The organism is Mesorhizobium sp. M8A.F.Ca.ET.165.01.1.1 (genome assembly GCF_004792065.1).
Classification (GTDB): Bacteria; Pseudomonadota; Alphaproteobacteria; order Rhizobiales; family Rhizobiaceae; genus Mesorhizobium.
In genome coordinates this window covers 148,475-173,159 of the sequence record NZ_SRTH01000016.1, presented here as the reverse complement: position 1 = coordinate 173,159, position 24,685 = coordinate 148,475, and the positions used below count along the sequence as shown (strand labels likewise).

General features: G+C 61.7%; 35 protein-coding genes and 1 tRNA gene. 15 read left to right on the top strand and 21 right to left on the bottom strand.

The window, feature by feature from the left end; genetic code table 11:
- From EN808_RS29975 to EN808_RS36515, 7 genes are all read right to left on the bottom strand, one after another.
- Window positions 1–2,200 (bottom strand): hypothetical protein (locus tag EN808_RS29975; protein WP_135917733.1); only part of this gene is annotated, 2,200 nt, incomplete at its 3' end.
- A 62-nt stretch (window positions 2,201–2,262) separates the two neighbouring features.
- Window positions 2,263–2,820: a hypothetical protein gene (locus EN808_RS29970; protein WP_135917731.1), complete on the bottom strand. Its 558-nt coding sequence runs from the start codon at window positions 2,818–2,820 to the stop codon at window positions 2,263–2,265.
- A 27-nt stretch (window positions 2,821–2,847) separates the two neighbouring features.
- Window positions 2,848–2,994: a hypothetical protein gene (locus EN808_RS37240; protein ID WP_245525151.1), complete on the bottom strand. Its 147-nt coding sequence runs from the start codon at window positions 2,992–2,994 to the stop codon at window positions 2,848–2,850.
- A 4-nt stretch (window positions 2,995–2,998) separates the two neighbouring features.
- Window positions 2,999–3,292 carry a hypothetical protein gene (locus EN808_RS29960; protein ID WP_135917727.1) on the bottom strand — a complete coding sequence of 98 codons (294 nt, stop codon included), beginning with the start codon at window positions 3,290–3,292 and terminating at the stop codon, window positions 2,999–3,001.
- Window positions 3,293–3,502: 210 nt separating this feature from the next.
- Entirely contained in the window at window positions 3,503–4,357 is an 855-nt protein-coding gene (locus EN808_RS29955; RefSeq protein WP_135917725.1) for a glycoside hydrolase family 108 protein, read from the bottom strand.
- A 12-nt stretch (window positions 4,358–4,369) separates the two neighbouring features.
- On the bottom strand, window positions 4,370–4,726 hold the full coding sequence (locus tag EN808_RS29950) for a hypothetical protein (RefSeq protein WP_135917723.1): 357 nt from the start codon (window positions 4,724–4,726) through the stop codon (window positions 4,370–4,372).
- Between the two features lie 14 nt (window positions 4,727–4,740).
- Window positions 4,741–6,045 carry a hypothetical protein gene (locus EN808_RS36515; RefSeq protein ID WP_189524191.1) on the bottom strand — a complete coding sequence of 435 codons (1,305 nt, stop codon included), beginning with the start codon at window positions 6,043–6,045 and terminating at the stop codon, window positions 4,741–4,743.
- Window positions 6,046–6,255: 210 nt separating this feature from the next.
- Between EN808_RS36515 and EN808_RS29940 the strand changes: the two genes are divergently transcribed.
- Window positions 6,256–6,510, top strand: coding sequence for a hypothetical protein (locus EN808_RS29940; protein ID WP_135917721.1), 255 nt, complete (start codon window positions 6,256–6,258; stop codon window positions 6,508–6,510).
- A 4-nt stretch (window positions 6,511–6,514) separates the two neighbouring features.
- On the opposite strand, the gene EN808_RS29935 is transcribed toward EN808_RS29940, so the two are convergent.
- The 11 genes from EN808_RS29935 to EN808_RS29890 form a co-directional block, all read right to left on the bottom strand.
- Complete coding sequence (locus tag EN808_RS29935) at window positions 6,515–7,939, bottom strand: hypothetical protein (RefSeq protein ID WP_135917719.1); 1,425 nt, start codon at window positions 7,937–7,939, stop codon at window positions 6,515–6,517.
- Window positions 7,917–8,393, bottom strand: coding sequence for a terminase small subunit protein (locus EN808_RS29930; protein WP_135917717.1), 477 nt, complete (start codon window positions 8,391–8,393; stop codon window positions 7,917–7,919). Before EN808_RS29930 ends, EN808_RS29935 begins: the two co-directional genes overlap by 23 nt.
- Window positions 8,394–8,773: 380 nt before the next feature.
- On the bottom strand, window positions 8,774–9,151 hold the full coding sequence (locus EN808_RS29925; RefSeq protein ID WP_135917715.1) for a helix-turn-helix domain-containing protein: 378 nt from the start codon (window positions 9,149–9,151) through the stop codon (window positions 8,774–8,776).
- On the bottom strand, window positions 9,148–10,095 hold the full coding sequence (locus EN808_RS29920) for a DUF6551 family protein (RefSeq protein WP_135917713.1): 948 nt from the start codon (window positions 10,093–10,095) through the stop codon (window positions 9,148–9,150). The genes EN808_RS29925 and EN808_RS29920 overlap by 4 nt, the downstream gene beginning before the upstream one ends.
- Window positions 10,092–10,661 (bottom strand): hypothetical protein, encoded by a 570-nt coding sequence (locus EN808_RS29915; protein ID WP_135917711.1) that lies wholly within the window; start codon window positions 10,659–10,661, stop codon window positions 10,092–10,094. The genes EN808_RS29920 and EN808_RS29915 overlap by 4 nt, the downstream gene beginning before the upstream one ends.
- On the bottom strand, window positions 10,658–11,587 hold the full coding sequence (locus EN808_RS29910; protein ID WP_135917709.1) for a toprim domain-containing protein: 930 nt from the start codon (window positions 11,585–11,587) through the stop codon (window positions 10,658–10,660). The genes EN808_RS29915 and EN808_RS29910 overlap by 4 nt, the downstream gene beginning before the upstream one ends.
- Window positions 11,584–13,170: a DEAD/DEAH box helicase family protein gene (locus tag EN808_RS29905; protein WP_135917707.1), complete on the bottom strand. Its 1,587-nt coding sequence runs from the start codon at window positions 13,168–13,170 to the stop codon at window positions 11,584–11,586. The genes EN808_RS29910 and EN808_RS29905 overlap by 4 nt, the downstream gene beginning before the upstream one ends.
- Window positions 13,167–13,511, bottom strand: a complete 345-nt coding sequence (locus EN808_RS29900; protein WP_135917705.1) for a hypothetical protein — start codon at window positions 13,509–13,511, stop codon at window positions 13,167–13,169. Before EN808_RS29900 ends, EN808_RS29905 begins: the two co-directional genes overlap by 4 nt.
- Window position 13,512: 1 nt before the next feature.
- Window positions 13,513–14,385 (bottom strand): hypothetical protein, encoded by an 873-nt coding sequence (locus EN808_RS29895; protein ID WP_135917703.1) that lies wholly within the window; start codon window positions 14,383–14,385, stop codon window positions 13,513–13,515.
- Window positions 14,382–14,525 carry a hypothetical protein gene (locus EN808_RS36510; protein WP_189524190.1) on the bottom strand — a complete coding sequence of 48 codons (144 nt, stop codon included), beginning with the start codon at window positions 14,523–14,525 and terminating at the stop codon, window positions 14,382–14,384. Before EN808_RS36510 ends, EN808_RS29895 begins: the two co-directional genes overlap by 4 nt.
- Entirely contained in the window at window positions 14,522–14,734 is a 213-nt protein-coding gene (locus EN808_RS29890) for a hypothetical protein (RefSeq protein WP_135917701.1), read from the bottom strand. Before EN808_RS29890 ends, EN808_RS36510 begins: the two co-directional genes overlap by 4 nt.
- Window positions 14,735–14,861: 127 nt before the next feature.
- Here EN808_RS29890 and EN808_RS29885 point away from each other — a divergent pair, with 127 nt between their 5' ends.
- From EN808_RS29885 to EN808_RS29875, 3 genes are all read left to right on the top strand, one after another.
- Window positions 14,862–15,698 carry a LexA family transcriptional regulator gene (locus EN808_RS29885; protein ID WP_135917699.1) on the top strand — a complete coding sequence of 279 codons (837 nt, stop codon included), beginning with the start codon at window positions 14,862–14,864 and terminating at the stop codon, window positions 15,696–15,698.
- 94 nt (window positions 15,699–15,792) lie between these two features.
- Window positions 15,793–16,137 carry a hypothetical protein gene (locus EN808_RS29880; RefSeq protein ID WP_135917697.1) on the top strand — a complete coding sequence of 115 codons (345 nt, stop codon included), beginning with the start codon at window positions 15,793–15,795 and terminating at the stop codon, window positions 16,135–16,137.
- A 3-nt stretch (window positions 16,138–16,140) separates the two neighbouring features.
- Window positions 16,141–16,500, top strand: coding sequence for a hypothetical protein (locus tag EN808_RS29875; RefSeq protein WP_135917695.1), 360 nt, complete (start codon window positions 16,141–16,143; stop codon window positions 16,498–16,500).
- Window positions 16,501–16,534: 34 nt separating this feature from the next.
- Here the strand turns inward: EN808_RS29875 and EN808_RS29870 are convergent, their stop codons facing one another.
- Window positions 16,535–17,092 carry a hypothetical protein gene (locus EN808_RS29870; RefSeq protein ID WP_135917693.1) on the bottom strand — a complete coding sequence of 186 codons (558 nt, stop codon included), beginning with the start codon at window positions 17,090–17,092 and terminating at the stop codon, window positions 16,535–16,537.
- Window positions 17,093–17,203: 111 nt separating this feature from the next.
- On the opposite strand from EN808_RS29870, the gene EN808_RS36505 reads away from it, so the two are divergent.
- From EN808_RS36505 to EN808_RS29830, 11 genes are all read left to right on the top strand, one after another.
- Window positions 17,204–17,377 carry a hypothetical protein gene (locus tag EN808_RS36505; protein WP_189524189.1) on the top strand — a complete coding sequence of 58 codons (174 nt, stop codon included), beginning with the start codon at window positions 17,204–17,206 and terminating at the stop codon, window positions 17,375–17,377.
- A gap of 69 nt (window positions 17,378–17,446) precedes the next feature.
- The gene (locus EN808_RS29865; RefSeq protein WP_135917691.1) at window positions 17,447–17,893 is read left to right on the top strand and encodes a hypothetical protein; all 447 of its coding nucleotides are present in this window, start codon (window positions 17,447–17,449) and stop codon (window positions 17,891–17,893) included.
- The gene (locus EN808_RS29860) at window positions 17,890–18,498 is read left to right on the top strand and encodes a hypothetical protein (protein ID WP_135917689.1); all 609 of its coding nucleotides are present in this window, start codon (window positions 17,890–17,892) and stop codon (window positions 18,496–18,498) included. Before EN808_RS29865 ends, EN808_RS29860 begins: the two co-directional genes overlap by 4 nt.
- A 15-nt stretch (window positions 18,499–18,513) precedes the next feature.
- Entirely contained in the window at window positions 18,514–18,720 is a 207-nt protein-coding gene (locus EN808_RS29855; RefSeq protein ID WP_135917686.1) for a hypothetical protein, read from the top strand.
- Window positions 18,717–18,860: a hypothetical protein gene (locus EN808_RS36500; protein ID WP_189524188.1), complete on the top strand. Its 144-nt coding sequence runs from the start codon at window positions 18,717–18,719 to the stop codon at window positions 18,858–18,860. Before EN808_RS29855 ends, EN808_RS36500 begins: the two co-directional genes overlap by 4 nt.
- A gap of 4 nt (window positions 18,861–18,864) precedes the next feature.
- Entirely contained in the window at window positions 18,865–19,062 is a 198-nt protein-coding gene (locus tag EN808_RS29850; protein WP_135917685.1) for a hypothetical protein, read from the top strand.
- Between the two features lie 184 nt (window positions 19,063–19,246).
- Window positions 19,247–20,356, top strand: a complete 1,110-nt coding sequence (locus EN808_RS29845) for a site-specific integrase (protein ID WP_135917683.1) — start codon at window positions 19,247–19,249, stop codon at window positions 20,354–20,356.
- A tRNA-Ser gene (locus EN808_RS36175) sits at window positions 20,342–20,412 on the top strand. Before EN808_RS29845 ends, EN808_RS36175 begins: the two co-directional genes overlap by 15 nt.
- 90 nt (window positions 20,413–20,502) lie before the next feature.
- The gene (locus tag EN808_RS29840) at window positions 20,503–21,267 is read left to right on the top strand and encodes an SDR family NAD(P)-dependent oxidoreductase (protein ID WP_135917681.1); all 765 of its coding nucleotides are present in this window, start codon (window positions 20,503–20,505) and stop codon (window positions 21,265–21,267) included.
- Between the two features lie 166 nt (window positions 21,268–21,433).
- On the top strand, window positions 21,434–21,751 hold the full coding sequence (locus EN808_RS29835) for a metalloregulator ArsR/SmtB family transcription factor (RefSeq protein ID WP_135917679.1): 318 nt from the start codon (window positions 21,434–21,436) through the stop codon (window positions 21,749–21,751).
- On the top strand, window positions 21,748–22,233 hold the full coding sequence (locus EN808_RS29830; protein WP_135917677.1) for an SRPBCC family protein: 486 nt from the start codon (window positions 21,748–21,750) through the stop codon (window positions 22,231–22,233). Before EN808_RS29835 ends, EN808_RS29830 begins: the two co-directional genes overlap by 4 nt.
- A 33-nt stretch (window positions 22,234–22,266) precedes the next feature.
- Here EN808_RS29830 and EN808_RS29825 read toward each other — a convergent pair whose 3' ends face one another.
- Window positions 22,267–23,067, bottom strand: coding sequence for a class I SAM-dependent methyltransferase (locus tag EN808_RS29825; RefSeq protein WP_135917675.1), 801 nt, complete (start codon window positions 23,065–23,067; stop codon window positions 22,267–22,269).
- Between the two features lie 109 nt (window positions 23,068–23,176).
- On the bottom strand, window positions 23,177–24,298 hold the full coding sequence (locus tag EN808_RS29820; protein ID WP_189524187.1) for a LacI family DNA-binding transcriptional regulator: 1,122 nt from the start codon (window positions 24,296–24,298) through the stop codon (window positions 23,177–23,179).
- Between the last annotated feature and the right edge of the window lie 387 nt (window positions 24,299–24,685).

Here is a 24,685-nt window from a genome sequence, read left to right as displayed (position 1 = left end):
TTTGGATTGGCAGCGGAACAATACCGTTCGCGGCCAAGACCTGATTTTGATCGGTTGCAGCCGCGATCTGTTTGGAGCGCAGATCGAACTGCTTTTCCTTCATCGTCATGTCGTGCTGCTCGCGGGCGAACTGCATGTTTTGCGCGGCCTGGTCGCTTTTGATTTTCGCGTCAGCAGCTTTTGCCGCCGTGTCCGCCTCTCGCGCCTTCGCGTCCGCTTCAGCTTTTTGTTGTTCGGGGCTAGGCTTTGGTGTCTCAGGCTGTGCGGCCTTCGCCTTGGCATCGGTGACCATCTTTTCCAGAACGTCTTCGACAGACTTGCCGAGGTTGAACAGGCGCGAGTTCGCCGCGAAGATTTCAACGGCAACCTCTTTCGGAAGCTCGCCGGACTGGACCATCGGTCCGACAGCCGCCCAGTAAGCCCCGGCGCCCTGCAAGAATTCCGCCGCTTCGGCCTTCTGCCGCGACAGGTCCGCCTTCACCGTGGAATCGCTCTCGACATCGATGCGGTACATGGTCGAAAGCTTCTGGGTGAGAAGCTGCTGAACGGCCTGCATTTGCGCCAGCTTCGCCTGCCGCGCTTTCTCGGCCATCTGGGCGGATTGGGCGGCCTGCTGATACTGCTGCATCGTGTCGGGCGGGAGCTGCGCGCCTTGCGGAGGTGGCGGCGGTGGCTGGATGGGCGTGAGATCCTGTTGTGTCGGGAGTATCTGGACGCCAGTCATCTGCTGAAGCGTTTCATGTGAAAACTTCGCGGGGATGATTTCCGACATCATCACGAACAGGTCGCGCGCGCCGCGCTCCATCATCCGCTGCATCTTCTGGATGCGCAGCGAGCCCCACTGTGTCTTGATCTGCTGGGCGCCTAGCGTCTCGTCTGCCTTCGAGGCGCCCCGAACGATGTCCGATATCCCGGTGATTTCGTAAATCGCCTGCTTGGTCTGGTCCCGGGCGTTGTAGAGTTCGCGAAGGACCAGGATGAATTTTTCCACAGGCCAAAACGCAACAGCACCAGCAAGCCCGCCATTGGCCGCCCAGATTTCAGCATTGCCGATCGGGACAAATTCCGTGTCGTCGGCCGCCAGCATGTTGGCGATGTCGCCGGCATCTCCCGAATACCAGCCCTTCACCTTCATATGATTGGTGATGACGTTGATGCGCTTGGTGGTCAGGTCCAGCTCGTCGGCGAGCTTCGAATAAATCGAGAATGGGTTGACCGGCATCAGGCGGCCAGTGAGTTCGACGGGCTGCACAGGCGTTGCGATCGGGAAGAAATTGCTCAAGCCCAGCGGGTCATCGACCGTCTTCAGGATCACTCCGGTATCGTCGATGAAGTAGACCTTGCGGCTGGTCTTGCACCAGATTTCCCATCCGGTCAGATCGCTATCGGATTCGCCTCGCGCCTTCTTCTCCTGGTCGCTCGTCTGCATGCCGATCATGGCGATATCGAACGCGGTATCTTCGTTCTCGCGCGAGACGACGAACCGGAACGCCAACCACGGGCATTCGCTCCAGCGCTTGGCCGGGCCATGGCGAAAATCGCGCCAGCTTACCGCCTCGAATTCAATGCGTTCATTGGCGAGGCGTTCAGTTGCCGAAGCACCTGGGAGTTGCGCGGCGGCTCCGGGTACGGGATCAGCAACGTCATCGTCTCCCGCCACGGCATCGCTATAGCTGTCGGCTCCAGCCACGGGATCGGCTCGCCCGGCCTCGTCCTCGGGTGATAATCCATCTGTCTCATCCTTTACGATATCGCTCTTGAAGCGAAGCCGCACGACGCCGCGACCAGCCAGGAACGCGTCTTGGGCCTCGCCCTCCAGTTCGACCTGGAGCTTCGAATCGTCAACCTGGACCTTTATCGAGCGCTCGATGATTTCGGCCACGTCCTTGCCGGCTGGATCTTCATCGGCGAACCGGCGGCGCACGTCCGGCGCGGGCGGGCTGTTGATGACTGCTGGAACAATGGTTTCGACGTTGGCGTAGAGAATGTTGAAATCGTAGGTCGAGCCGAGCGCGGTCGACGTGGTGTAGTCATTGCTCGCTGTTTCGCCAGTGAAGGCCTTGACCGCCTTTTCGGCGTCGTCCATCCACTGTTTTTCGAGCTTGCCGGCGGCTTCGACACGATTTAGCCATTTGGCGCCTTCTTCGCGAAGGGCCTTTCCCTGCTTCATCTGGTCGGGGGTGCGCTTGTCCTTGGCCATGCGCGGCACGATGCAAGGCGGCCCAGCGAAAAGATAAGCCGTTTGAAATCAGATATGGCCCGCTAGGGTTTGCGGTCGATTTGGCGCTGGATGTCGATCTTGAACGCCTCGAATTCGGTGCGAGGAACGAGATTACCCCGAATGTCGGATATGGCCGTTTCCATCCGGGTCCGGTCTTCTGCCCCGCGAGCGGCGCGCCAGTCCATTTCCTGCCGTGACACTGTGTTGGCCGCCAGAGTCTGGATTGCCTTGCCGGTTTCGGTTGTCAGGCTCTGGATGAGGCGGCCCGTCTCGATGTCTTGCGCCTTCAGGTCATTGGTACTTTCACGGATCGGCCAGTAGACCAGACCGCCAAGCACGACGATCACCGAAACCATGACGCCGAGGGCTTGCCATTGCGGCCGGCTGCGATCCGATATCGACGTGCCGAGCGCGGAAATCGCGTTTCGCGTTTCATTTGTGAAGGAGGCAAACGACTGCTCGATTTGCCGGAAACCCGAGCGCATTTCAGCCTCAAGGTCCGTCTGCCGCCTGCCAAGATTCGTGACGCGCTCGCCAAGCTGCGCTTGGATCGGATCTTGATAAACGCGATGTTCTTCCGCCATGTCGTCGCTCGCCATCTGCCCCAATGCCCTAACGTACTGCTGCTATTTCAGTTCGGCCCGGCGCTTAGCGCTGGCCTTGGTATGTAGATCGCATTCCGCGCGGGTGTAGAGCTTCACGGCGCAGCCAGGCGCCACGGTGCGATCGATCTTGTTCTGGTCGGCAACCGTCTTGCCTTGCGCCCCGGCCAAGCTGTTACCGAGGGCCAAGCGTAGCGGCGTTACACCGCTGACGCCCGAAGTCGTACACGCCGCCAGCGTCAATGCACTCATCGAGAGACATGCGAGCGTCAATCCCTTTGTGAACCGCATCCTGGTTTTCCTTTTCGATCTTGGCGCGGACCTCGTCGGCGCCCTTGTGCTTGATGAGTTCGTAGACGCTGAAAACCGCGCCCGAGGCGACCAGGGCGATTGCCGCCCAGCCGATGACGCCGCCGACCAGGCGCGAGACGCCAAGCCGGTCGACAAGAAAGGTGATGAGCAAGCTCATTGGCCGAGCCACCAAAAGAAGATGATGCCTTCCACCGTGGCGAGACCGGCAGCGCCCGCCGCCGCACCTAGCAGGAAGGCGACAAGGGGTTTCATAGGAACCTCCCGAGGATGAAGCCAAGCAAGCCGGCGCCGGCAATCAAAACATCGACTATGGCAAGCGCGACGCCGATAGGGCGGGCAAGTGCCGCCGTTGCGAAACCTGGGCCGATCACGCCGGCACCTCGCCACCCAGCGCCGCCGCAAGGTGCTTGGCCTGCCGGTTGGCGTACCAGCGATAGCCGAGACCGCCGATCGCCAGCAACGCGCTGGCTACGGCCACGGCCACGACAACCTTGCCGATCCATTCGCTGGTGTAGGACAGCGGTGAAAGCTGGTTTTGCAGATCGTAGAGGTAGCCGGAAAGACCGAGGCCGCTGGCGCCCGCACCAGTGGCCGCGTCGGCCGGTGCAGTCGATGGCGCGGGCGTGGCATCCTCAACGAACGCCTTTGCCTGGCCGCCGTCGACGAAGTTGGCCGCCTGTGGCACTTGGCCAGTGGCCCATGCCTGCCCGATCGATCGCACTTCCCGAACGCGAGAGCTCCACCCATTACCGAAGGTGGCGAACGTGCTGAGGCGCTTCAGGAACGCCAAGCGTGCGTTGCAGATACGATCTATCAGCGCATCGTTGTTCTTGTCGGCCTTCAGCGCGGCGAGCGTGCCGATACCCAGCACGCCGTCGATAGGCCCGGTGTAGGCCGGGCGCAACGCCTGCTGAAGCCACATGATCGACCGGGCCGGGCCGGAGTTCACCGCGCCATCAAACAGCACGTAATCGACGCCGGCCGGCAGCGCATCGCCCTGTACCGCGTCCCAGTACTGGCGATCATAGATTTCGTTGAGTTCGGCTGTCTGGATGCCTTTGACTGGGCGCGGCGCAAGGCCCTTGCCCTTCCGGTAGCCGTCATACACGCGCTGGGTGACGCCCTTCATCGTGGCGCCGCCTGGGTCGGCCGGATGGTTCGAATAACCGCCTTCGTGCGCCAGTACTCGGGCTAGCGATTCCTTCTCACGAGAAACAGCCATGGTGTTGTCCTTCTAAAGCGCTGGGGCAAGGATGACGGCCGGGTCCAGGCCGAGGGCGGAGACAAACGCCATCGCGTCGGGGTCATCGGCGAAAACTTCCGGGTGATCGGGTGCGAACCACCGGGCAAAGAACTTCGGCTGCGCTGCCAGCATCGCGTACGCCTGATCCATCTTGTTCAGATCGATGAGGCGCTGCATCACGATCGATTTCCGCACCTTCTCGCGCTCAACGATCGGGCTGTAGTCGGGGAAGGCTTCAGCCAATTCCTCCGCCGTCGCGTAGTCGTCAAAAAGGATCTCGCCTGGCGCCGGCTGATAGTCGTCATCCACCGCGTGGAAGCTGTGGCCCTTGTTGCTGTAAGCGAACATGCCTCGTCTCCCGCTCAAATGTTGTCTTCCCAGCCGTTCAGCAGGACGTTCGTGCTGCCGTTGCTGGACGCGTAATAAATGTTCGTGCTTTCGAGGATGAAATCGAACTGCGAATTGACGTTGATGTTCGACCCGGTAATGCCGCCATTGCCGTTGCCGAGCGGAGGCGCATTCGTGGAGTTCCATGCGCCGTAGGAGTTGTTAGGGGCCAAGATGGCGCGCGTGTTGTCGCTCTGCGCCATCAAGATGGTGCCTCGGATGGCTGAGGCAGTTGTAGGCACGAAGCTGCCGATCGCTACAGCAGTCCACGTCGGCGTGGTCGGGCTTCCGCTGTTGCCACTCGCCATTACCGGGACCGTCGTCGGGTTGGTGCCGATCTGGAGCTGAACACGGCGCCCGTATTGCAACGTTCGCCACAGATTCGACGAGCCATCGTTGCGCACAGCCCCTACGCGCGCCTTGTGGGTATAGGTGGCGGGCATCGTCGGCGCGGTCGCGCTTGTCGACAACAGCGCGGCGGTGGTGGTGCCGTTCCAGATGACCCACAGATGATAGAACGTGTTTGACGCTTCAGCGCCCGTGTCCAGGCCGTTGGCGCCGGATGCGGAAATATCGGCCGTGACGTTGATCGCCGTCAGTCTGGCTGAATTGCCGCTGGCATCTTCGACCGTCAACGCATCTGCGGTCACGGTCGCTTGTGTGTTGCTGGTGACGATGGCTTTCAGGTTGCGGTAAGCGGCGACGAGGAGCTGCTTCGAACTAAGCAGCATACTGCCGTCCGCGTCGGGAACAGTAACCGTGCGCGTGGTCGCCGTGGTGACGCCTGAAACCTGAAACTTCACCTTCTTGGTGGCGTCTGCCTCGTCCACAATGAACGTGGTGTTGTCTTCCAGGCTCTTGTTCTTGAGCGTTTCCGTGGATGTCGACGAGTAGGGCGGCACTGCCGCGCGCTGATACCCGACGCAAGCCCAGTTGCCGCTGCCGAGAGACCGGAGCGTCATGATGTCGCCGGCCGCCGTGGTGATGTTCGCAGCGCCCGGCAGGATCAAGCTGGTTGCGTTGTGCGTCAGTGTCAGAATGCCCGCGAACGTCAACACGCGGACCGCGCCAGCGCCTACCGTGCCAAAGCCGGTGATCGTGACAGTTCCAGTGATGGTGACCGCAACGCCTGTCGCGTTGGCAAGATTGACGGTTGCGGCCGACGCCATGCTGGTGCCGGCTGCGTTGAAATTGTCGCTGCCGCCTATAGCGGTTGTTGCGCCCGAGCCGCCGGCCGTCATTGGCCGTGCGGCGTTGGCGTCGTCGACCAGATCGGCCACCAGCGCGTTGTATTTCGCGCTTTCAATCGTTGTGTTTGGTGTTCCGGCAGTCCCCGGAGGCGCCGTATATACTCCACCAGCGCGAGGCATGGCCGCTCCAATCCTATTGGTCGGCGCGACAGTGCTGGTGCCTCTACGAAAAGATAAGCCGTTTGAAATGTGACCGGGCTGCTGTAGACGGGTGATGGGCCGAAAGCTTGGGGGCTTTGCATGGTGCGGACGCTACTAGCTGTCCTGTCTTTCGCAGCGTTGGCAGGGTGTGATGACATCGCCGGCAGCGACACGGCCTACACGCTCTATCGTTCGTCGGTAACCGGTCCGATGCGCATCCATATTGCGACATTCGATGCGGCTCAAAAGGCAGAGTACAACGATGAGAACTGCCGGATTGCGGCTGGCTTGTTTCAGGCGCAGCCCGGTGTTCTCGTCCGATACTGGTGTGAAAAGGGTCGATACAAGAAATAGGGCGCTACCGATTCCCTCGCCGTCGCCGAACCATCGCGTCAACGGCTTCTTTCACCGACTGGTTGCTGCGGATTGAGCCATCAGGCATCGCCTGGTAGGTGCCCTTGTCGCCTTCGGGCTTTTTCACGGCCACGATGGCTTCGCGCCATGCGAGCCCCAGATACCGGAATGCGGACGCGTAGTGTTCGGCCCAGTCCTTCACTGGGATGTCACGGAACGCCTTCTTGTCGTCGTCCCACTCGCGGCGGAAAGCCTTCAGGCCCTCGATGCCGTCAGCCACGCGTTCATTGTCCGCGAACCGTGCAAGCTTGATTGTCTGGCGGCCGGCGTTCACGCCATCGGCAAAGCTCGCGAGACCGACCATCTTCGGCTTGCGACCGTGATCCTTCAGGGTTTGCAGCCGCGTGCGAGCCGTTCCCCACTGCGGATGCAGGATGTCATGCGGAACGTAGTCGTTGCCCTTGTAGCCCTTGTCGTCGAGCCACTTGCACCAGTCCGCAATGTCTTCGCTGTCCGGCTCGTAGAAATCAACGATGATCGGCGCGCCGTCGATGACCTGGAAACACCATATCGGGTTGTTTGCGGCCTTGCCGAGATCCCAGGCCGTATGAACCGGATAGGCTGGGTTGACCGCGATCGGCTTGCCGATGCGCCCGGCTACTTCCGCCTTGGCGACTTCTGCTCCCCAATACGAGCCGACGAGCGCGCCCGCGAACGAGCAATAGAATTCCTGGTCAATCAGGAGGTCGGCAATCTCTTTGCCGAACAGGCCGGTGTAAATCACCCGCTGCTCTTCAATGTCCGCTTCCGATATCGCCTGTGTTGCGTCGACGCCCAGGACTTCCGTGAACCAGCCGCGCGGGTTCGACAGTCGATCGAAGACGTTGCCCTTTGTCGCGTCCAGCATGCCCTTGGCGTGGTTCTTGCCGCGCGGCGTGGTGATGAACGAAGCCCAGCCGCCGTTCTCGGCAAGGATCGGCGACAGGTACGCCCAAGCCGCCGGCTTCGCCAATGCCCATTCCGAAAAGGTGATTCCGACCGGTGGCGAGCCGACCAGGCTGTTGAAGTTGTCTGAGCCGACAACCTGAAACGTCGATCCGACCTTGAAGCGGATGAACATTTCGTTGTCGTTCATGTTATCGATTAGCGCCTCCGGGAAGGCCTCGAACAGCCGGCGCTTGCTGGTGTGAGGGTTTACAGCGTTCCAGATCGCTTTTCGCGCCTGAGAGGCCTCCGGCAGCATGTGCCAGTAGGTGCCGGGCCGCTCGTGCGCCGACACGGCATGCATGTTCAGGTTTATCTCATCCTTGCCGGCGCGCCGATGCCAGAACAGGAGTTGGCGCTTACACCCCTGCTCCCAAGTGTCCCATGCCTTCTTCTGATACCAGCGAGGCCGCCAGCCGGCGTTAGGAAGCTGAATCGTCGGCATTCGCCTTCGCTTCCTGGTCCGAGAGCTTCAGGACTTGCACGACAAGCGGCCCGCCGTCCCCATCCGTGAGCGCAACCTTGCTGCCGTACTTCTTCGGCCGCATACGTTCCGCAATCCATTTGCGCGTGTCGATCCGTAGCCGCGCGCGCTGGATGTTCTCGCTGTTGAGCTGTTCCGTGGTGCTGCCGTCGCCGTTGGTCCTGGTCATGTAGTCGTTGCGGCTGTCGTCAGCGATGTCGGGCATTTCATCCACATGGCCGTCCGTCTGGAGTTCGCGCGCCCGCGTGTACTGGTCCAGAAACGCCGCGTGGTCCGATTTGAGCAGCCAATTGAAAACCGTCGATCGCGAAGGCATGTCTTCCGCCTCACAGATCGACCGCAAGCTTTGCCCGTCTGCAAGCCGCTCGCAGATCGTGTCCGCTATCTCCTGGGAATAACTGGTCGGTCTAGCCATTGTGAAGCCGCCCCCATATGCCGCGCTTCCGAAGCGGCCGGATTGGTGTGAAGCTCTTTCCGCGCGACCCATAACGCGTCGTGCTGCCCCAGCCGTTGCACCGGTAGCACCACATAATCGAGCCGGTCAGCATCGAGCAGACAATTGACCCGTCTTCACTGACGAGGCGCCGAACGCCGGGATTGATGACCGTATGTCCTTTGCCGTCGCATAGCTTACACTTGAGAAAGATTGGCACGGCTCCGGGCCACTTCATCACGATTGCCGGCTTCATGGTCACTGCCTCCACGAACAGGCGATGATGGCCAAGGCGCCAATGATCATGGTCCCGATCGATCCGAACACCACGAGGCCAGCAATAGCCGCTGCTGCTTGAGCCATCATTTGTTGCCTTCCTTCAATCGGATCTGGACCAGCCGGACGTTGATTCCGAGCCGCTTCGCTATCTCGCGCGCCGACAGCCCGAGCGCTTTCATGTCCTTGATCGATTTGCGCCGCTGCACCGCCAGTTGCCGGCCTCGATGCTTGAACGGGCGCTTCACGCGCACATCGCCCTTTGATTTCGCCCGTGCGACGTACTGGACGACTGTCGTCACCGAAATGTCTAGACAGTCCGCAATCGTCTCGTAGGTCGCCATCTCCTGGTACATGTCGAGCGCCTGGTTGCGGCGCCTCTTCACGATGTCGAGCGCCTTTCCGCCCTTCTTGTTGAAGCTGCTGAAGGCGTGGAATGGTTGTCGCCGTCTCGGCGCGATCATGACGCCCTCCGCTGGTCGAGCGCAGACCGACCCGGAGCGGGATCGCCAGCAACAAGCGCCGTGACGTTGCGCTGCGTCGGGATTGCGTGCGGCGTGATCGTGCGACCGGGCATCACCGCTGCGACCTTGCTCAAATTTGCGCTAGGTTCCGAATTCCGCAAACTTGCGGTTTGATTTGGCGGCCGACGCTTCTTGCACTTCTGGAACCAGACCGACGCCAGGCCCTTCCAGAAGGTGACACCATGCGTAGCGGCGAAGCGCCGGGCCTCTTTGTCCATCGACGTGCCGACAGCCCTGATGGTGCTGGCCAGGTCCTCCGCCATGATATGCGGCGCGAATTCCCGATCGGTCAGTAGATGCTCAACAGCCTTCAGGTGATTGGCTGTGATCGGCTTGAAGCCGCCGGCAGCAACGGTGGTCAGGAACTCCGCAACTCGGGTTTCGACATAACCCAGGTTGAGCTTCTGCAGCTCGCCAACCGCAATCGTGTCATTTGCCTTGAAGTTGCCGGGGAACTTGGGAATGCGGATGCCGGCGCCGGCAGCGGCCTTCAGCGTGGCGATGGCGTCGGGCTTCTCTGCCGCCAATTCAGCGAAGAACAGTTCCAGAGCCGAGACGTTTTTACGGTTGCGGTTGATGTCGACGAACACCGACGCCTCAGCCGCGATGTTTTCCGCTTGCACGATGACCGCCGGAACATGCGTCACCTTGGGATGGAGCTTCGCGGCCTCAAGGCGGTGCTGCCCATCGGTCACGTGGTAGCCGTCGCCAGCAGGCACGACGACCACGGCGCCGAACGAGCGCCACGTGAACGCCTTGACGATTGCCATCACGCGCTGCTCATCGAGCGGGCGCTGATACAGCGGGTCGACTGTGATCCGTCCGGTTTCGATCCAGTCAAGTACCGGCACGTCGCCGGGATCGGGATAATCCTGCTCAGTCATGACGCTTTCCGTTTGTTGAAGGGCAAGACGTTGGAACCGGCATTGTCTTCACCGGCCCCTTCTTCTCTTGGGGTAATCATTGAGGGGGAATAGGCGGCAGATTTTGCCGGGACAGACCGGCAGATTTTGCCGGGACAGGCGCTGTTTTGTCCCGGCAGATTTTGCAGGGACAAATCGGCCCTTTTCGCCGCTTTTTTCTGACGCTCAATTTCCTTCAGATGGCTTGTCCTCGCGTCGGCATGCAGCCGGGCATCATCGCGCCATGGGTTTATCAGCCTGTATGTCGACACCTTGCCGCCCGCCTTTGCTGGCGTGAGGTAGGCCCGTCCCGCGTCGTTCTTTCCAAGCAACCGTGCACGGCTGGTACGAAACTGCCTATCCCCAAGACCGGTCAGCGCCTGTGCTCTCGTGGAAGCGAGCCAGGTTTTGCACGACGGCCATGCCATCACCGCCACATATGCCGCCAGCACCTTGAAATCGGCCGGCGTCAGCGTCGGGTCGATGTTCGCGGTCTCGATAAGATCGAGCTTGAACGATGCCTTCGACCGATCGAGTTCTTCTTTCATGAAGCGCCCTTCTGCCGTGTGGCGTTCGCCATCAGGGCGGTGAGCGCCCGTTGAACAGCAAAGATGCTCTTTTGCTGGTGAAGGTCGTTGAAGTCAGTGCCGACCTCGGGCGGCATGGCGTAGGGGAGCGACGTTTTGCGCGCATAGAACTCGCTGGCGCCGAGCCCATTGAACTGTGGCAGCGGCTTGTCGTTCTCAGCCGCGATGAACACCCGGTTCTCGAGCCGGTCGGCGATCGCCGCGATGTTCGAGGCCGAGAAGCAGACCAGCACTGTAGGCTTGATCTTAATCCCATGTAGGGCCGTGCGTACGGTCAGCGCTGTGGCAAAGCCCTCGCAAAGCCAAGTATCGACGCCGGCACAAAGACGGTGCGACGCGCCGGCTGTGGTGCCGCCGAACAGGAATTTTTTGACGCCGTTCTCCCAGATCAGCTGAGATGATGTCACCTTGCCGCCGATCCGCGCCGGGATCACGATAGCAGAGACGCACCCCGGCTCCGGCACCAAGTAGTCGCCGCCGATCCGGCGCACGTCTGCCACAGACACGACCATGGCTTTCTCGTCGCGGAAGCCCTTGGCCGCCAGGTAGGGATGGCAACCCACGCGCGCGGCGCCGACTAAAGCATCAGCGATCTGCGCGGCGCGCCTGGCATCCGCTTCCTGCTTCCTTTTCGAAAACTCGATCTGCTTGGCGATCTTCTGCCGATCGCGCTTTTCCACATCGCCGCCGATGCCGACAGTGACGTTTTCGCCAGTCTGCCAGTTGTGCGCGGTGACGTGTGTTTCGTTGATTATCAAGCGCCCATCGCCCTTACCGTTCTTGCCGGAGAGCGTGTCAGTCTGAAGCCATTTGCCATATTCGCGGCGCTTCGGCGGGTTGATCCCGACAGATGAGCAGGCCTTGTCGATTGCGTCGTCGATGCTCATGCCGCGCGCCTCGGTTTGTTGCGGAACCGCTTGATTTCGCGCTCGACCAACTGCCATGCGTCGACCTGCACCCGGCTGTGCTCGCATGGGGCCTCGAACAGCCCATATGGCAGCTTGCTACCGGGGTAGATGCCCCTCCACACGCCATAGGCCCACTTGCGAGACGATTCCTCGCCTTTGCGCCCGTTCGACAGGCAGTAGGCCAAGGCGGTGTTCCAGATCGCCTTCGGATCATCGAGACATTTCGCACGTAGGCCTTTGCGCGGCGCGAAGGCGTTCTTGATGCTGAAGTCGACATCGATCAGCTCGCCGTCGACAACCTGGATTTCACCATACTTCGGCCGCTGCCACCCACATGAAAGGCAACTGTCGTGGTGCGGCTCCATCTGAAGCCCGCACTCGCCGCAGAAGTATTTCTGCTTGACCTTCTCGGATGGCTCGCGGGCCTCGCTGTCCTTTTTCTGAGCGCTCGACAGACTGTCGACGCCATGTTCGAACAGCCAGGCGGTGTCCTCGGCGAACGTCACGCAATTGCCTGAGTGGTCGAGCCACAGCCCGAACTCTTTGCCTTCGGCGATCCGCATCACGCGGCCGAGTTCCTGAATATGTGACGAAAACGATTTGCGGTAGGGCCGGCAGGAGATGCCACAGAGCACGTCAGGAACGTCGAAACCTTTGGTCAGCACCGCGCAGGAAACAAGGCCGTGGATGGCGCTGTCCGGCTTGCGGAATTCGTCAATCTTGTCGCGCCGCTCTTTGTCCGAAGCGTCCAGGTAACTGATCTGCTGGAAGTTGAAGCCGGCCGCCGCGAACTGGCGGCAAAGCTCTTCCCCGTGCGCGACGGATGGCGAGAAGACGAGAGTTTTTACAGGCCCGCCGAAGTGCGCTTGCGTCTGCTGCACCCATGTGTGGATGACATCGCCTATGATGGTAATGCCGCGCTGCCCGGCGTCGTCGTCGTCGTACTCCCCGGTAAACGCTTTCTTCGCGCCCTTCATGTCGGGGGTGACGCAAGCCTTGATCTTGAGCGGAGTCAGCCACCCGTCAGCCAGTAGCTGGTTTGTGGTCGCACCATTAACGAGCGCGTCCCAGTGATCTGCCATGCCGTCCGTGAACGGCGTCGCCGTCAGCCCCACCACAATTGCATCGTGCGCGCGGTCGATCAGATCCAGGTTAGATTTGTATTCGCAATGCGCCTCATCGACGATGATGAGCTTCGGCAGTTCGCTGTCTTCGTAGCGGCGGCGGCCGACCGTCTGAGCCGATGCGACTTGCACCGGTTTCGTTGCGTCGGTCAGCCAGTGGTCCGCCTGGATGATGCCGTGGTCGATGCCGTATTTTGCAAAGCGTTGGCTGGTCTGGTCGATCAGGGTGACGCGGTCGACGATGAACCACGCCCTCGATCTCTTGGCCTGGTTTTTGGTCACAAGATCAATGGCCGTTTCCGTCTTACCGAAGGCCGTAGGCGCAACGAGGATGATGCGACGCGCGCCTTCGCGGATACGCTGGCGCAAAAGCTCTTCCGTCCGGACTTGGTGCGGGCGCAGTTCGATCTGCTGATAGACGGGCGGTTGAGCGTTCATGCCGCCGCCCCCGGTGCTTCGTCGATCATCCTGCCGCATGTGGTCAGGAACCACGACCAATCGATTTCGCTGACGCCGGCCGGCTTGGCCCGGCTGAGGAAGCGAGCGAACTGCTCGGCCCATTCGCGCGGTATGTTGCCGTCGAATTCGATAATGGCGGCCCGCTCTTCGAATTCTACGTTTTCGTCAGAGCGAAGATACTCGGCAATGGCCTTGCTGTTCTTGGCGATGAAGCCGCGGGCTTGCGCCGGCAGCTTTTGACCGTTGACGATGCGCAACGCGCTACCGTCGAGCACGATGTTCGCACCAAACGACCGCACCCGGTCGACGAGATCGGCCACGTCAGTCAAGCGGGATCACCTCGTCTGACGGCTGCTGATCGAGCGGGATGACGATATCGCTGGACCAGCCGAGTTCGATAGCCCGCTTCTGCCAAGCCTTCGCCCGCTTCAACCAGCCGGCCTTGTCTGCGCTCTCCTGCGTCAGTCGGGAGGTCAGGACGCGTATCTCTTCGTCCTTGCCGGCAATCACGGCCTCAAAGCCGCCCTTTTGCCACTGGACCCACATGTCCGCGAACTTGCTGTTTTCCGCTTTCAGCTTGGCGTTTTCTTCTTCGAGCCCGCGAACCTGTTCCTCCAGGTCCGCCGCGACACCGTCGGCGGCATCGCTCGCCTTCGCTTGGGCAATAGCCTCGTCACGGATTTTGACGTGTTCCTTCACCGCGTCGGGAAGGGCAGCGCGCGCCGCGTCACGCTGGCGATCGTGTTCAGCCTGTCCTGCCGCCCTGTCGGTCTTGGCCTTATCTTTGGCGGCCCGCTTCTCGGCTATGACGTCTGTGGCGGCCTTAGCTGGCTCATTGCCTTGCGCGACGCGCGAGCTGATTTCTGCCTGCACGGCCGGCAAATCATCCTTTACAGCGCCAACATCACGAGCCGGAATCTGTCCAACGCGTTGGACACTTTGGCCGGTAGCTTCGGCGATCGCAGTAATGACTTTGCCCTGGTCGATAAGCTGATAGGAACGCTGCCGGGAAATGTCGAATTCGGCCCTTACGTAGGCCTCCCAGCTACCGTAGCCGAGAGCCTTCCACGCCTTGCCTTCATAGGCCTTGGTGATGTCTGACCAAGCATTGTCGATGTGTTGGCGGATACGCTTAGTGAGGGCGGTCGCTTGCGCTTTGGTCAGCGCGTCGGGCGCGACTTGCGTTTTGATCATGCAGCTTCTTCCATGGAGAGCAGGCGCCGCAGTTCGGCCAGCGCCTCGTCAGGGGTTGAGCCGGATGCGGTGACGCCGCTCGCGGGGTCGCGAGCGATCACTGTGCCGTCGGCGGTTCGGATGAAGGTGAAGCCGGTCACGCGGCGGCTTTCTGCGCCTTCAGTTGCTGCAAGAGACGGTGACACGGCCCTTCGATTTTCGCCGCGCCACTCTCCATCCGCCAGACGGTGGAGTAGTTGCAGCCCAAGAAGGTGGCGAGTTGAGATCGTTTCCAGTTCCTGGCGTTTCGGATTCGGACGATGTCGTCAGGGGAAATCGGTTCGAGGGGCGGAATGACCTCCGTCAGCATGGCGGCTCCAATGCGTATCGCGTTGACTAATGCGTTAAGCATATACGAAGCATCCCGAAAAACAATGCAGCGCGCATAGCTATTTTCGTGCATACTGCATGAAATCTCGCTTTTCTGAGGATAACTGATGCACAAAGAGCAGACCCCGGCCGACCGCCTACGCGAAGCGCGTCTGAACGCCGGCTTTAAATCCGCGACCAAAGCCGCCGAGGCTTTAAAGATTCCGCTTGGGACCTATGCGGGCCACGAAAACGGCTCACGGACTTTCGACACTGAGGCCGCCAAGCTCTACTCGAAGGCCTTCAATGTCCGCGTGGCCTGGCTAATGTTCGGCGAGATGCCGATGTACACCTACCCGGAAAGTTCGGATGAAGTGATCCGCGAGATGGTTCGCGTTCCGCTTGACCAGTGGGACCCGGCCGAACCGGATCATGGGAGCCACATCGACAGCAGCCAGGTCGGCGAGGATGGCGGCGTACTATCTGGTGCGCACCGATACACGCCGAAAATGCCCGGAGCGACGCCAGAGATTGATGTAAGGCCCGGTGCCGGCCACGGTCAGGTAGGCGCAGAGGTGGTCGCCATTTCAAGCGCTGGCACGGTCACGGGCCATAAGGTTGTCAGCGAATGGCTGATCCCCGACGCTTTCTTTAGGCACGAGCTGCAAGCCTCGCCGGCTGGCTCGATCTTCATGGCCGTTGTGGGGGACAGCATGGCGCCGACGCTCTACCCCGGCAACCGGATCATTGTCGACACGCGGCAAAGCAACTTCGGCGCCGACGGAATTTATGTGTTCGACGATGGCGACGGCGAGCCTAGGGTGAAGCGCCTATCCAAAGTGCTTTTCAGTCAGCCGCCAGCCGTCACGATCCTGTCGGACAACCCCGCGCATCCTCCGCAGAACGCATTACTTGAAGACGTGCGAATCATCGGTCGCGTGGTCGGCCAAGTTTCCCGGCTCTGAGAAAAGTAGGGCGTATCGCATATATTTAATGCGATACGCATTGACTAGGTTAATGCGGCATGCATAAATGGTTCCAGCGAACACGGAGCCAGTCATGCACACCGCCGCACATTCAACCTTCGCCGATCTCGTCCGCCCTGTCGGCCTCGATGTCGAAGCGCAAGATCGACTCGCTACCGCTTGGCGCTACTCGCTTCGCGAAGTCGCCGACCATCTGCTTTTCATCCGCCAGCACCTCGCCACCATCGCGCAGCGCGACGAGATGCTGACCGCGACCATCCGCCGCCACAGCCCGAAGTTCGTCGGCTATGCCCGCCAGCAGCTCGCCTATCGTCTGCCGCTGTACCTCGCCGCAGTCCGCCGCGTCACCGAATACGAAATCAAGATGGATCTTCACGGGGTCGCCTACGCCCGTTCCAGCGATGCGTGGGAGGCCTGATCCATGGGCCTCTTTCCCCTCCAGACCTGGAACAGCATCGGCGTGTCTTCCGCAATCGCGGTGCACAGGGCGGCAGTCGCGGCCGACGAGGCCATGTTTAACGATGCAGGCCACTGTCTCGACCTTGCCGGCGCTGAGCGTACCGAAGCCCGTGAGCAAGCCGCCTGGGAAGCGTTCATCGACGTTCAGTGCGACACCGCCGCCGATGTCCAAGCCAAGATCGCCTATGCGCTGGCGCCGGCCGTCGGCTTCCGGGAATGCAACCTCAGCATGATCGGGCTGAAAGACGGGGAAGACTTCGACCTTGATAAGGGTCCCGCGCGCACCCGCCGCTTTCTCCAGTCGCTGGTGCTGCCGTCATGATCCGCCCTCGTGCACGTGCACGCGTATGCGCGAGCTATTTTTCGGTGCTACTGTCATCCGGCTTAGGCTCGCCCCGGTTTTTCCCGGTTCGGTCCCATGCTGGTCCGAAGGACTCGCCGAACAATTCGCTGAAGTGTTCCCGAAGGGCGGCATCGATCTTCGCACCGTGCGGCTGGCCCTTGAGCTTGTCGATTTCGCTTTGCAGGTTCCGCAGCTGTTCCATCGCCACTTCCACATCACGACCGAGAGCGAGGGTGGTCAGGTGGGCGCTGAGTTCCATAAGCGCCTCCATGTCTTCGACCGACATTCGCGCGAACGCTGCCCGGGCAGCTGCAAAAGCCTTTTTCTGCTCCTCTTCGGAGGAGGGCCTTTCAAGAATGTCTACGACTTGGGTGCCAAACTGGGAACGACGCAGCGCGCGTTTTTGCATAGCCGGGAGACGTGAACTGGCGACTAGGCCCATTTGGACCAGGCGGCGAATTGCCTCCCCGCGCGATCGTATTCGGTTGGCAAACATCCAATCGTCCAGCGCCGTCAACTCGGACGGCGACATCATGATCGGAACGCGCTGGTCTTTAAGTTCGTCGGCCATACCGGGTCGTATAAAAGTTATGCACAAGTTGCGCAAGTTGCGCCTTGCAAGAAGTTCTCAACAGAGTTAATATCTTACGCAAGTTGCACAACATGACAGGAGGCAACGACGATGAAGACGGAACGGTTCGCCCTGATGCTATCGCCCGAAATGGTGGCGGAGGTGGGCGAGTATCGACACCACAACAAGATCGGCTCGTTGGCTGAAGCCATGCGCAGATTGATCACCCAAGGACTGAAGGCCGAAACGAAAACGGCGACCAGCGAGCTTGCAGGCTCAAACTGATCGCCGTTCGAAATGAAACCGCCTTGCAGGGCGGCTCCCCATCAACCATCAACGCCCTAGGAAGCAAAGATGATCAGCGCTCTAAATAGCACCGCATCAGCGGGAAATCCAGACCGGAGGAAATTGCCGGGCGAAAGCTACGGCGACCGGTGGCTTCGCCTGTACGCGGACGACATGAAGATCTACGCCCGCTGCGACCTCGAAGACCTGTCCGAAATCTACGATGCGTTGAAGAACGCCGCCGACGCTGCGTGTTCGGTTTACAATCGGCCTTGCGTCGACACCGACGGCCCTAGCGGCGGGTTCCTGAACGATATCGGTGAAAAGCTCGACGAGCGCCGCGCCGCCCTGATCGAGCACGTGCGCCGCCGGCCTCTGACGACCGAAAAGGAATGGGACGCCTGTTGCAAAATCCTCATGCGGTACGAGGCTGATTGCGGCGCCGAATTCGAACAGTTTTCGCTGATCATCGAGCAAATGCGGGGCAAGCACCCTGCACTGGTCGGCCGCGCATGAACGCCGCCGTCACCATCACAGCATCGACAGGGCGCATCGCCGCCCTGATCGACGCCTACAACCGCGCCTTTGAGGCGAACGAAGCCGCGTGGGAAGCGCGCGGCGTTATCGAGGAAGCGCATGACTTTCCGCTTCCAAAGATCCAGGTCGGGCGCTTGCTGCTCGGCCGCAAGGATGACGGTACCGAGGATTTCATGCCGATCTTTGCGTATGACGAAGGCGACATTCGAAAGCATCTGGAATCGCACCTGCGGGCTCAGCTTTCGATGTTCAGCCGGCCGCAGGATCGCGAAGCCGTTCAGAGGCGGTATGAGGAACGGATTGAACGTCTCGCGGCCGACCTTCGTCAGCAGGAAGAAGCGCGCGCCGATCTCGAACGCGAAACCGGACTGGCTGCGGCCCATGCTGTGGCGTCTGCATCAAGCGACCAGCTCGACGACGCGATGGATGCTATCACCAGCGCCTGCATCGAGACGTTGCACGACGCTCGCGAAATCGCGGCCTTCCTCATCGGCTGGATCGCGCTCGACAACGGCCTCCATGATCCGGATCGCCTGCTGAAAGAGTTCGTCACCAACCTGGCGGGAAAGGCGGTACAATCATGAGCCGTCTCATCCCACATGACGGCCGATCAGATCATAGACACGAGCTATGACCTGATGGCGCTGATGACCGTCGCCGAAGCCGTGGCGAGGGTGCTGGAAGACAACCCCTCGCCGGGAATGGCGGGGGCTCTGGCTCGCCTCTTGGCGTTGATGACTGAGCTTAATGCTCCCCTTCACGATGCACTCGAAAGCCATGAAGGGCGGAACGGCGGTGCGAAGTGACCCGCGCCGTGAACCACTACGATCTGGAAAGCGAAGTGCGGGACGCCGTTTTGCTTTTCGCTGGGCGCATCGCCTTGGAAAAGAGCGAGGCGGTGCTGACCAAGTGGGAGGCCGTTCACGCAGCCGGAGGCGGAAAGTAAGCTGATGGCCAGCAGCGTGGCAGAATACAAGCGCCAGACCCGCGCCCATATCGCGGGTCTGCAAGGGCAACTGACTGCGGCCGAACATAGGGCCGCCCTAGCCGAACGGGCAGAACGCCAGATCGCCAGCGAGCGCGATATCTGGAAGCATCGCGCCCTGGAGGCTGAGGCGGCGCTGAAATCGAGCGGGGCGCGTCCGTGAGCGCTATCCTGGCCGAAGCCAAGACACCGGAAGAGTGGGTGGCCGTGTTCGCTGAACGCGGCATTCACCTTTCGGCCAGAACAATCCGCGCCGACGCTCGCCGCCTCAGGGCTTGCCGGATGCTCGGCAAAGTGATGATGCTGCTGCCCGAGCATATTGACCGCCTGTTTCAGGAGCCTGGACCTTGCCCCTCGAACTCTACGAACGAAACGGATGGTGGTGGTTCAAAGGCCGGATCGACCGCTTACCGACCGGCAAATATTACCGACAAAGCAGCGGCGTACCTTCGTCAGCGCCAGAAAGAGACGCCCAAGCGGCAGTCTTCCAGTTCGAAGGGCGTGAGATCAAACGTGATCTCGTTGGAGACGAAAAAGCGCTGACGTTCGCCGATGCGGTTTTGCTCTACCCGGCGAACCCGATGGAGGCGACCGATCTCCAGAAGATATTGCCGCACATCGAAGACCGCGCCGTAACAACGATCACGCCTCAGGAAGTCCGCAACCTCGGCGCCACCCTCTATCCCACGGGGTCGACGGATTCTTGGCAGCGCCACGTCGTCACTCCAATTCGCGCCGTCATCAACAACGCCCACGACCTTGGGAAATGTCCACCGATCCGAGTGAAGGCCTATTCAAAGGCGGAGCGGCTGAAGCAGGACCGCGTGCGCGGCAAGCAAAGCCGCGTCGAGAAGGTTCCGGGATCTTGGGAATGGCTCCTGGCCTTCCGTACGAAGGCGAACCGCTATCAAGCCGCGATGGCGCATTTCATGTTCGTGACCGGCGCTAGAATTAGCCAAGCAGCAGCTATCCTGCCCGATGACCTTGACCTTCAGAACGCCCGCGTTTGGATGCCCGAGGCCAAAGGCACCGAAGCGCAGTGGGTCGACATCCCTATGGATCTCGTCGTTGAGCTTGCCAACCTACGCCCGCGCCGCCCGAGACAAGGCCCCCATGGCAAAACCCGCATGAAAGAGGCGCGCGTGTTCGGCTATGCCAGCAAAAACGGCGTGTACAAGGCTTGGAAAACGGCATGCAAGAACGCCGGGATTTCTGAGATCATGCCTCACGCCGCCGGCCGCCATGGGTTTGCCACCGAGATGCTCGTTCGTCAGAAGCTCGACGCCCGCACGGTGGCTAAGGCGGGGCGGTGGTCTGACATGGCGCTGATGCAGAAAACCTACATGCACGAGGAAGACACCTCGGACAAGGTGCAAGCCGCTCTTCGTACAGGACGCGTACAGGCCACGAAGGCGGCGTCAGCTAAAGCACGGAAAGCAAAGGCGAAATCGGCATAGTGATTTCCGCCCTCCGAAGGCAGAGGTCACAGGTTCGAATCCTGTCGGGTGCGCCAAGTTCCAGAGGTCCGTTCCGGACACATAGGTTACGGTTTATACCGGAGACATGGGTAACACTTTTGGCCCGAACGGGTTTGGAGCCTGACTTGGCCGCAACCACCCCCAAAACCAGGCGTGTTCTGGTCACCGGCGCCGGCGCTGTCGACGGCATCGGCTTTGCCATTGCCCGCCAGTTTGGCCAGGCCGGGCATGCGGTTTTCCTGACCGGCGCCAGCGCGCGGGTGCTGGAGCGCGCTGGCGAGCTTCGCGGCGAGGGCATCGACGCCAAGGCCGCGGTCGCCGATCTCACCATTGCCGCGGAGGTGGAGCGGCTGCGGGCGGAGGTCGGCGCTGTCGATATCCTGGTCAACAATGCCGGCATGGGATCGCTGGCCTCGCCCTCCGTCGACAAGACGTTCCTGACGATGAGCGAGGCAGAGTGGGACCAAGGCATCGAGACCAGCCTGAAGACGGCGTTTCTCGTCACCAGGGCGTTTCTGCCGGCGATGGTCGAAGCGGGGTATGGGCGTATCGTCAATGTCGCATCGGTGACCGGGCCGCTGGTTTCCTACGAGGGCACCGCCGCCTATTCCGCGGCGAAGGCCGGGATGGTCGGCCTGACCCGGACATTGGCGCTGGAAGTGGCGCGGCACGGCGTCACCGCCAATGCCGTGGCGCCTGGCTGGATCGAGACAGGCGCCTCGAGCGAGCCCGAGCGGATAGCGGCTCGGCATGCGCCGCCGGGCCGCGCCGGGAGGCCGGATGAGGTCGCGGCGGCAGTCGTGTTCCTGGCCTCCGAGAGCGCCAGCTATATCAACGGCGCCTTGCTCGTCGTCGACGGCGGCAACAGCCTTGAAGAACGCAAGGGATAACCGCGCGGCCGGCCTTGTGCCCGAGCAGATTTCGACCTGCTGACGTAATTCCCTCCCTCCAAACGAATGTGATCTCTCTTTCGAGAGAAATTTCCGCGTTGGCAAACAGGTCCTGCCTAGGTGCGCCCCGCTTGACTCAATCATCAGTCTGTACTAATCATAAGTCATGACTGTTGATAGCGTACAGCTCGCCGCCCTGGGCGATCCGACCCGAAGGCAGATTTTCGAGCTGATCGCGGAGCGGCCGCGCTCGGTGGCGGAGGTCACGCGGCAGGTCAGTGTGTCGCAGTCCGCGGTGTCGCAGCATCTGAAGGTGCTTCGGGATTCGCGGCTGGTGCGCGCGGAGCCGAAGGGCGCCAGCAACGTCTACCACATCGATCCGCACGGGCTTGGCCAGATGCGCGCCTGGCTCGACCGGTTCTGGAGCAAGACGCTCGCGGCCTACAAGCTGGCCGTCGAGACCCCACCAGAGGAGTCACCATGAACACCCAGGTCCCCATCGCCTCCGTGAAACAGTCCGTCGTGGTCGAGGCGCCGATCGAACGCGCCTTCAAGGTTTTCACCGAGGATTTCGGCAGTTTCAAACCGCCAGAGCACAATCTGCTTGCAGCCGAGGTCGCCGAGACGGTGTTCGAGCCTCGGGTCGGTGGCCACGTCTATGATCGCGGCGTCGACGGCAGCGAGTGCCGCTGGGCGCGCGTGCTGGCCTATGAGCCGCCCAACCGCGTGCTCCTGAGCTGGGACATCAGCCCGCAATGGCGCATCGAGACCGACCCGGCCAGAACCAGCGAGTGGGAGGTGCGGTTCACCGCCGAAACGGCTGAGCGTACCCGCGTCGAGATCGAGCACAGGAACCTGGAGCGCCATGGCCAGGGCTGGGAAGGTGTCCGCGATGCCGTCGCCGGCGATCAGGGCTGGCCGCTCTACCTGCAACGCTATGTCGATCTGGCTGCACGGCGGGCCTGACAGCAGCTTTTAAAGGCGCTTCGCCGCCTGCGGTCAGGGCACCATGCCCCTGCACGCCCAGGCGACATTGGCGAACGACCTCGGCCCGTCCGGTCGTCCGGCCTGATAGGCATCGCGAACGGCAGCCTCGGCGCGCTCGCGTTCGGCTGCCTCCAGCGTGGTCATGTATTTGCCGAGCGGGCCCTCGCCGGCTGATATCGGCGCCCAATAATCGGCGAAGTCCTGATAATCCATGCGGATCATCAGCTCGGTTTCGGTCACGTCGGCCAGCCCCTGTTCCACGAAACTCCGCTTCATTTCGCCGGGCTGCATCATCGGCTGGAAGCAATAGCGGCTGCGCAGCTGGCGTCCGCTCTCGCTGAGCGCCGCCACAGTGTCGATCATCATGCGCATGCCCGCCATGCCGCCGAGATGGTCCCACACCACGGCCGCGACCACGCCGCCCGGCCGCGTAACACGGCGCATTTCGGCAACCGCCTTGCCGGCTTCCGGCACGAAATGAAGCACCAGCAGGGCCAGCGCACGGTCGAACGCATTGTCCGCGAACGGCAAGGCGGTGGCATCCGCCTGCTGGATTTCGATGCGCGGATCGGCGTTGCGCCGCTTTGCCGCCTCGACGAAAACAGGCGAAAAGTCGATTGCCTCGATCGACGCGAGTTCGGCGGATTTCGCCAGCTCGAACGTCAGGCTGCCGGTGCCGCAGCCAACGTCGAGTATCTTTTCGCCAGGGGCAAGTCCGGCGAAGCCGATGAACTTGGGCGCGAGCTTTCGGCTCCAGCGGCCCATGAGTTGCTCGTAGCCGGACGCGTCATGAACGGTGAAACTCGATGTCATAGGCGCCTCCCCCGGCTGCAGGCGCAGGCTAGACCCCTATCGAGATGAAGCCAAGACGCGGGGAGCACGGTGAATGCCTGCATCCGGGACGGGACAAGGGACCGGTGGTTTATGCGAAGCCTCTGAACGTCGCCACGCTCTCCCGCTCCACCAGTGGACACTCCAGCTTGGTGATGGGATAGCGCCCCCGTCCCGCCACCGCCGGCGCTTCCAGCTGCTCGATCGCCCATTGGCCCATGGCCATATGCGGCAGGATCGAGGTGGTCAGCGGCGGGAAGAGATGGCGGGCGATTTCCTCGTCGTCGTAGCCGACGACGGAGATATCTTGCGGGATGTGCAGGCCGGCTTCCTTCAGCGCCTCGTAGCAGCCGATCGCGGTGCGGTCGTTCTGGCAGAAGATGGCGGTCGGGCGGTCCTTCAGGGCCAGCAGCTTCACAGTCGCGGCGTAGCCGGCGCTGGCCGACCAGTCGCCCTCCACCACCAATTCGCCGTCGAACGGGATGTCGGCGGTGGCGAGCGCCCGGCGGTAACCTTTCAGCCGGTCCTGCGCCGCCTGCATCCAGGGTTCGCCCGTGATGGTGGCGATGCGGCGGTGGCCGTGACTGATCAGATGGCGGGTCGAGCTCTGGCCGCCGGCGATCTCGGAGGGCACCACGGCGGGGAAGGCATAGTCCGTCGTGTAGCAGTTGAGCAGGATGACCGGGATGTCGAGGCCGTAGAGGAAATCGGGCGCCGTGATCTCGCGGGTGAAGATGGTCATGTAGATCAGCGCCGAAATGCCCCGCCTGGTCAGCGCTGAAATGGCGCGCGGCTCCATCACGGCGTCGCCCATGGTCTGCGCCACCAGCAGCACGTTGCCGGCATTCCACGACGCCTGGCGGGCGCCCTCGATGGCGACCACGGCTTCCGGGCTGGTGGCGAGCTGGTCGACAGCGAAGCCGATCACGCCGTCGAGTCCGTCGAAGGCGGCGCCCTCGAAAGCCGCAACCGGCTGCTTCAGCGCCGAGAAGGCAGGGGCGCTATAGCCGAGCGCCCGCGCCGCCTCGATCACCCGCTCGCGGGTCTGCTTGGACAGGCGAATGCCGGGCGAATTGTTGAGCACGAAGGAAACCGTGGCCTGCGAGCAGCCGGCGGCGCGCGCGATGTCGGTCATGGTGACGCGCCCCTTGGGCTTTGCCGGTGCCTTGCGACGCTTCGCGGTTGCGATGTCCGGATCCGTCGTCTCGCTCATGCCGCCCCCCAATCCCCGCCCTGTCTAGCGGCGGCCTGCCGGGCCGACAAGATGGTGTGACGCTGCCAGTCCGTGGGCGCGTCGGCCAGACTAATAGTTATTATCATTCTTGCGGCCCATCCGTCATGCGGGCCCAGCCTCGCAAAAATACCCACATTTGCAAGGCTCCGGCTCGGCGCTGTCAAGCATCGCCGCGTCACCGAATCGGTTCTCCCATGACACCCGAGCGCCACCAGATCGATCCTTTGCTAATAGTATTTACTAATACAAGGATGCGCTGTACCGTCAATCCATCGCATCCAGCCCGATCGGTCCGGCTGCGATGGAAATGCCTGTGAATGGCCCGACGGCGAGCGGATACTGCTTCCGCAAACCATGTCTCAGATA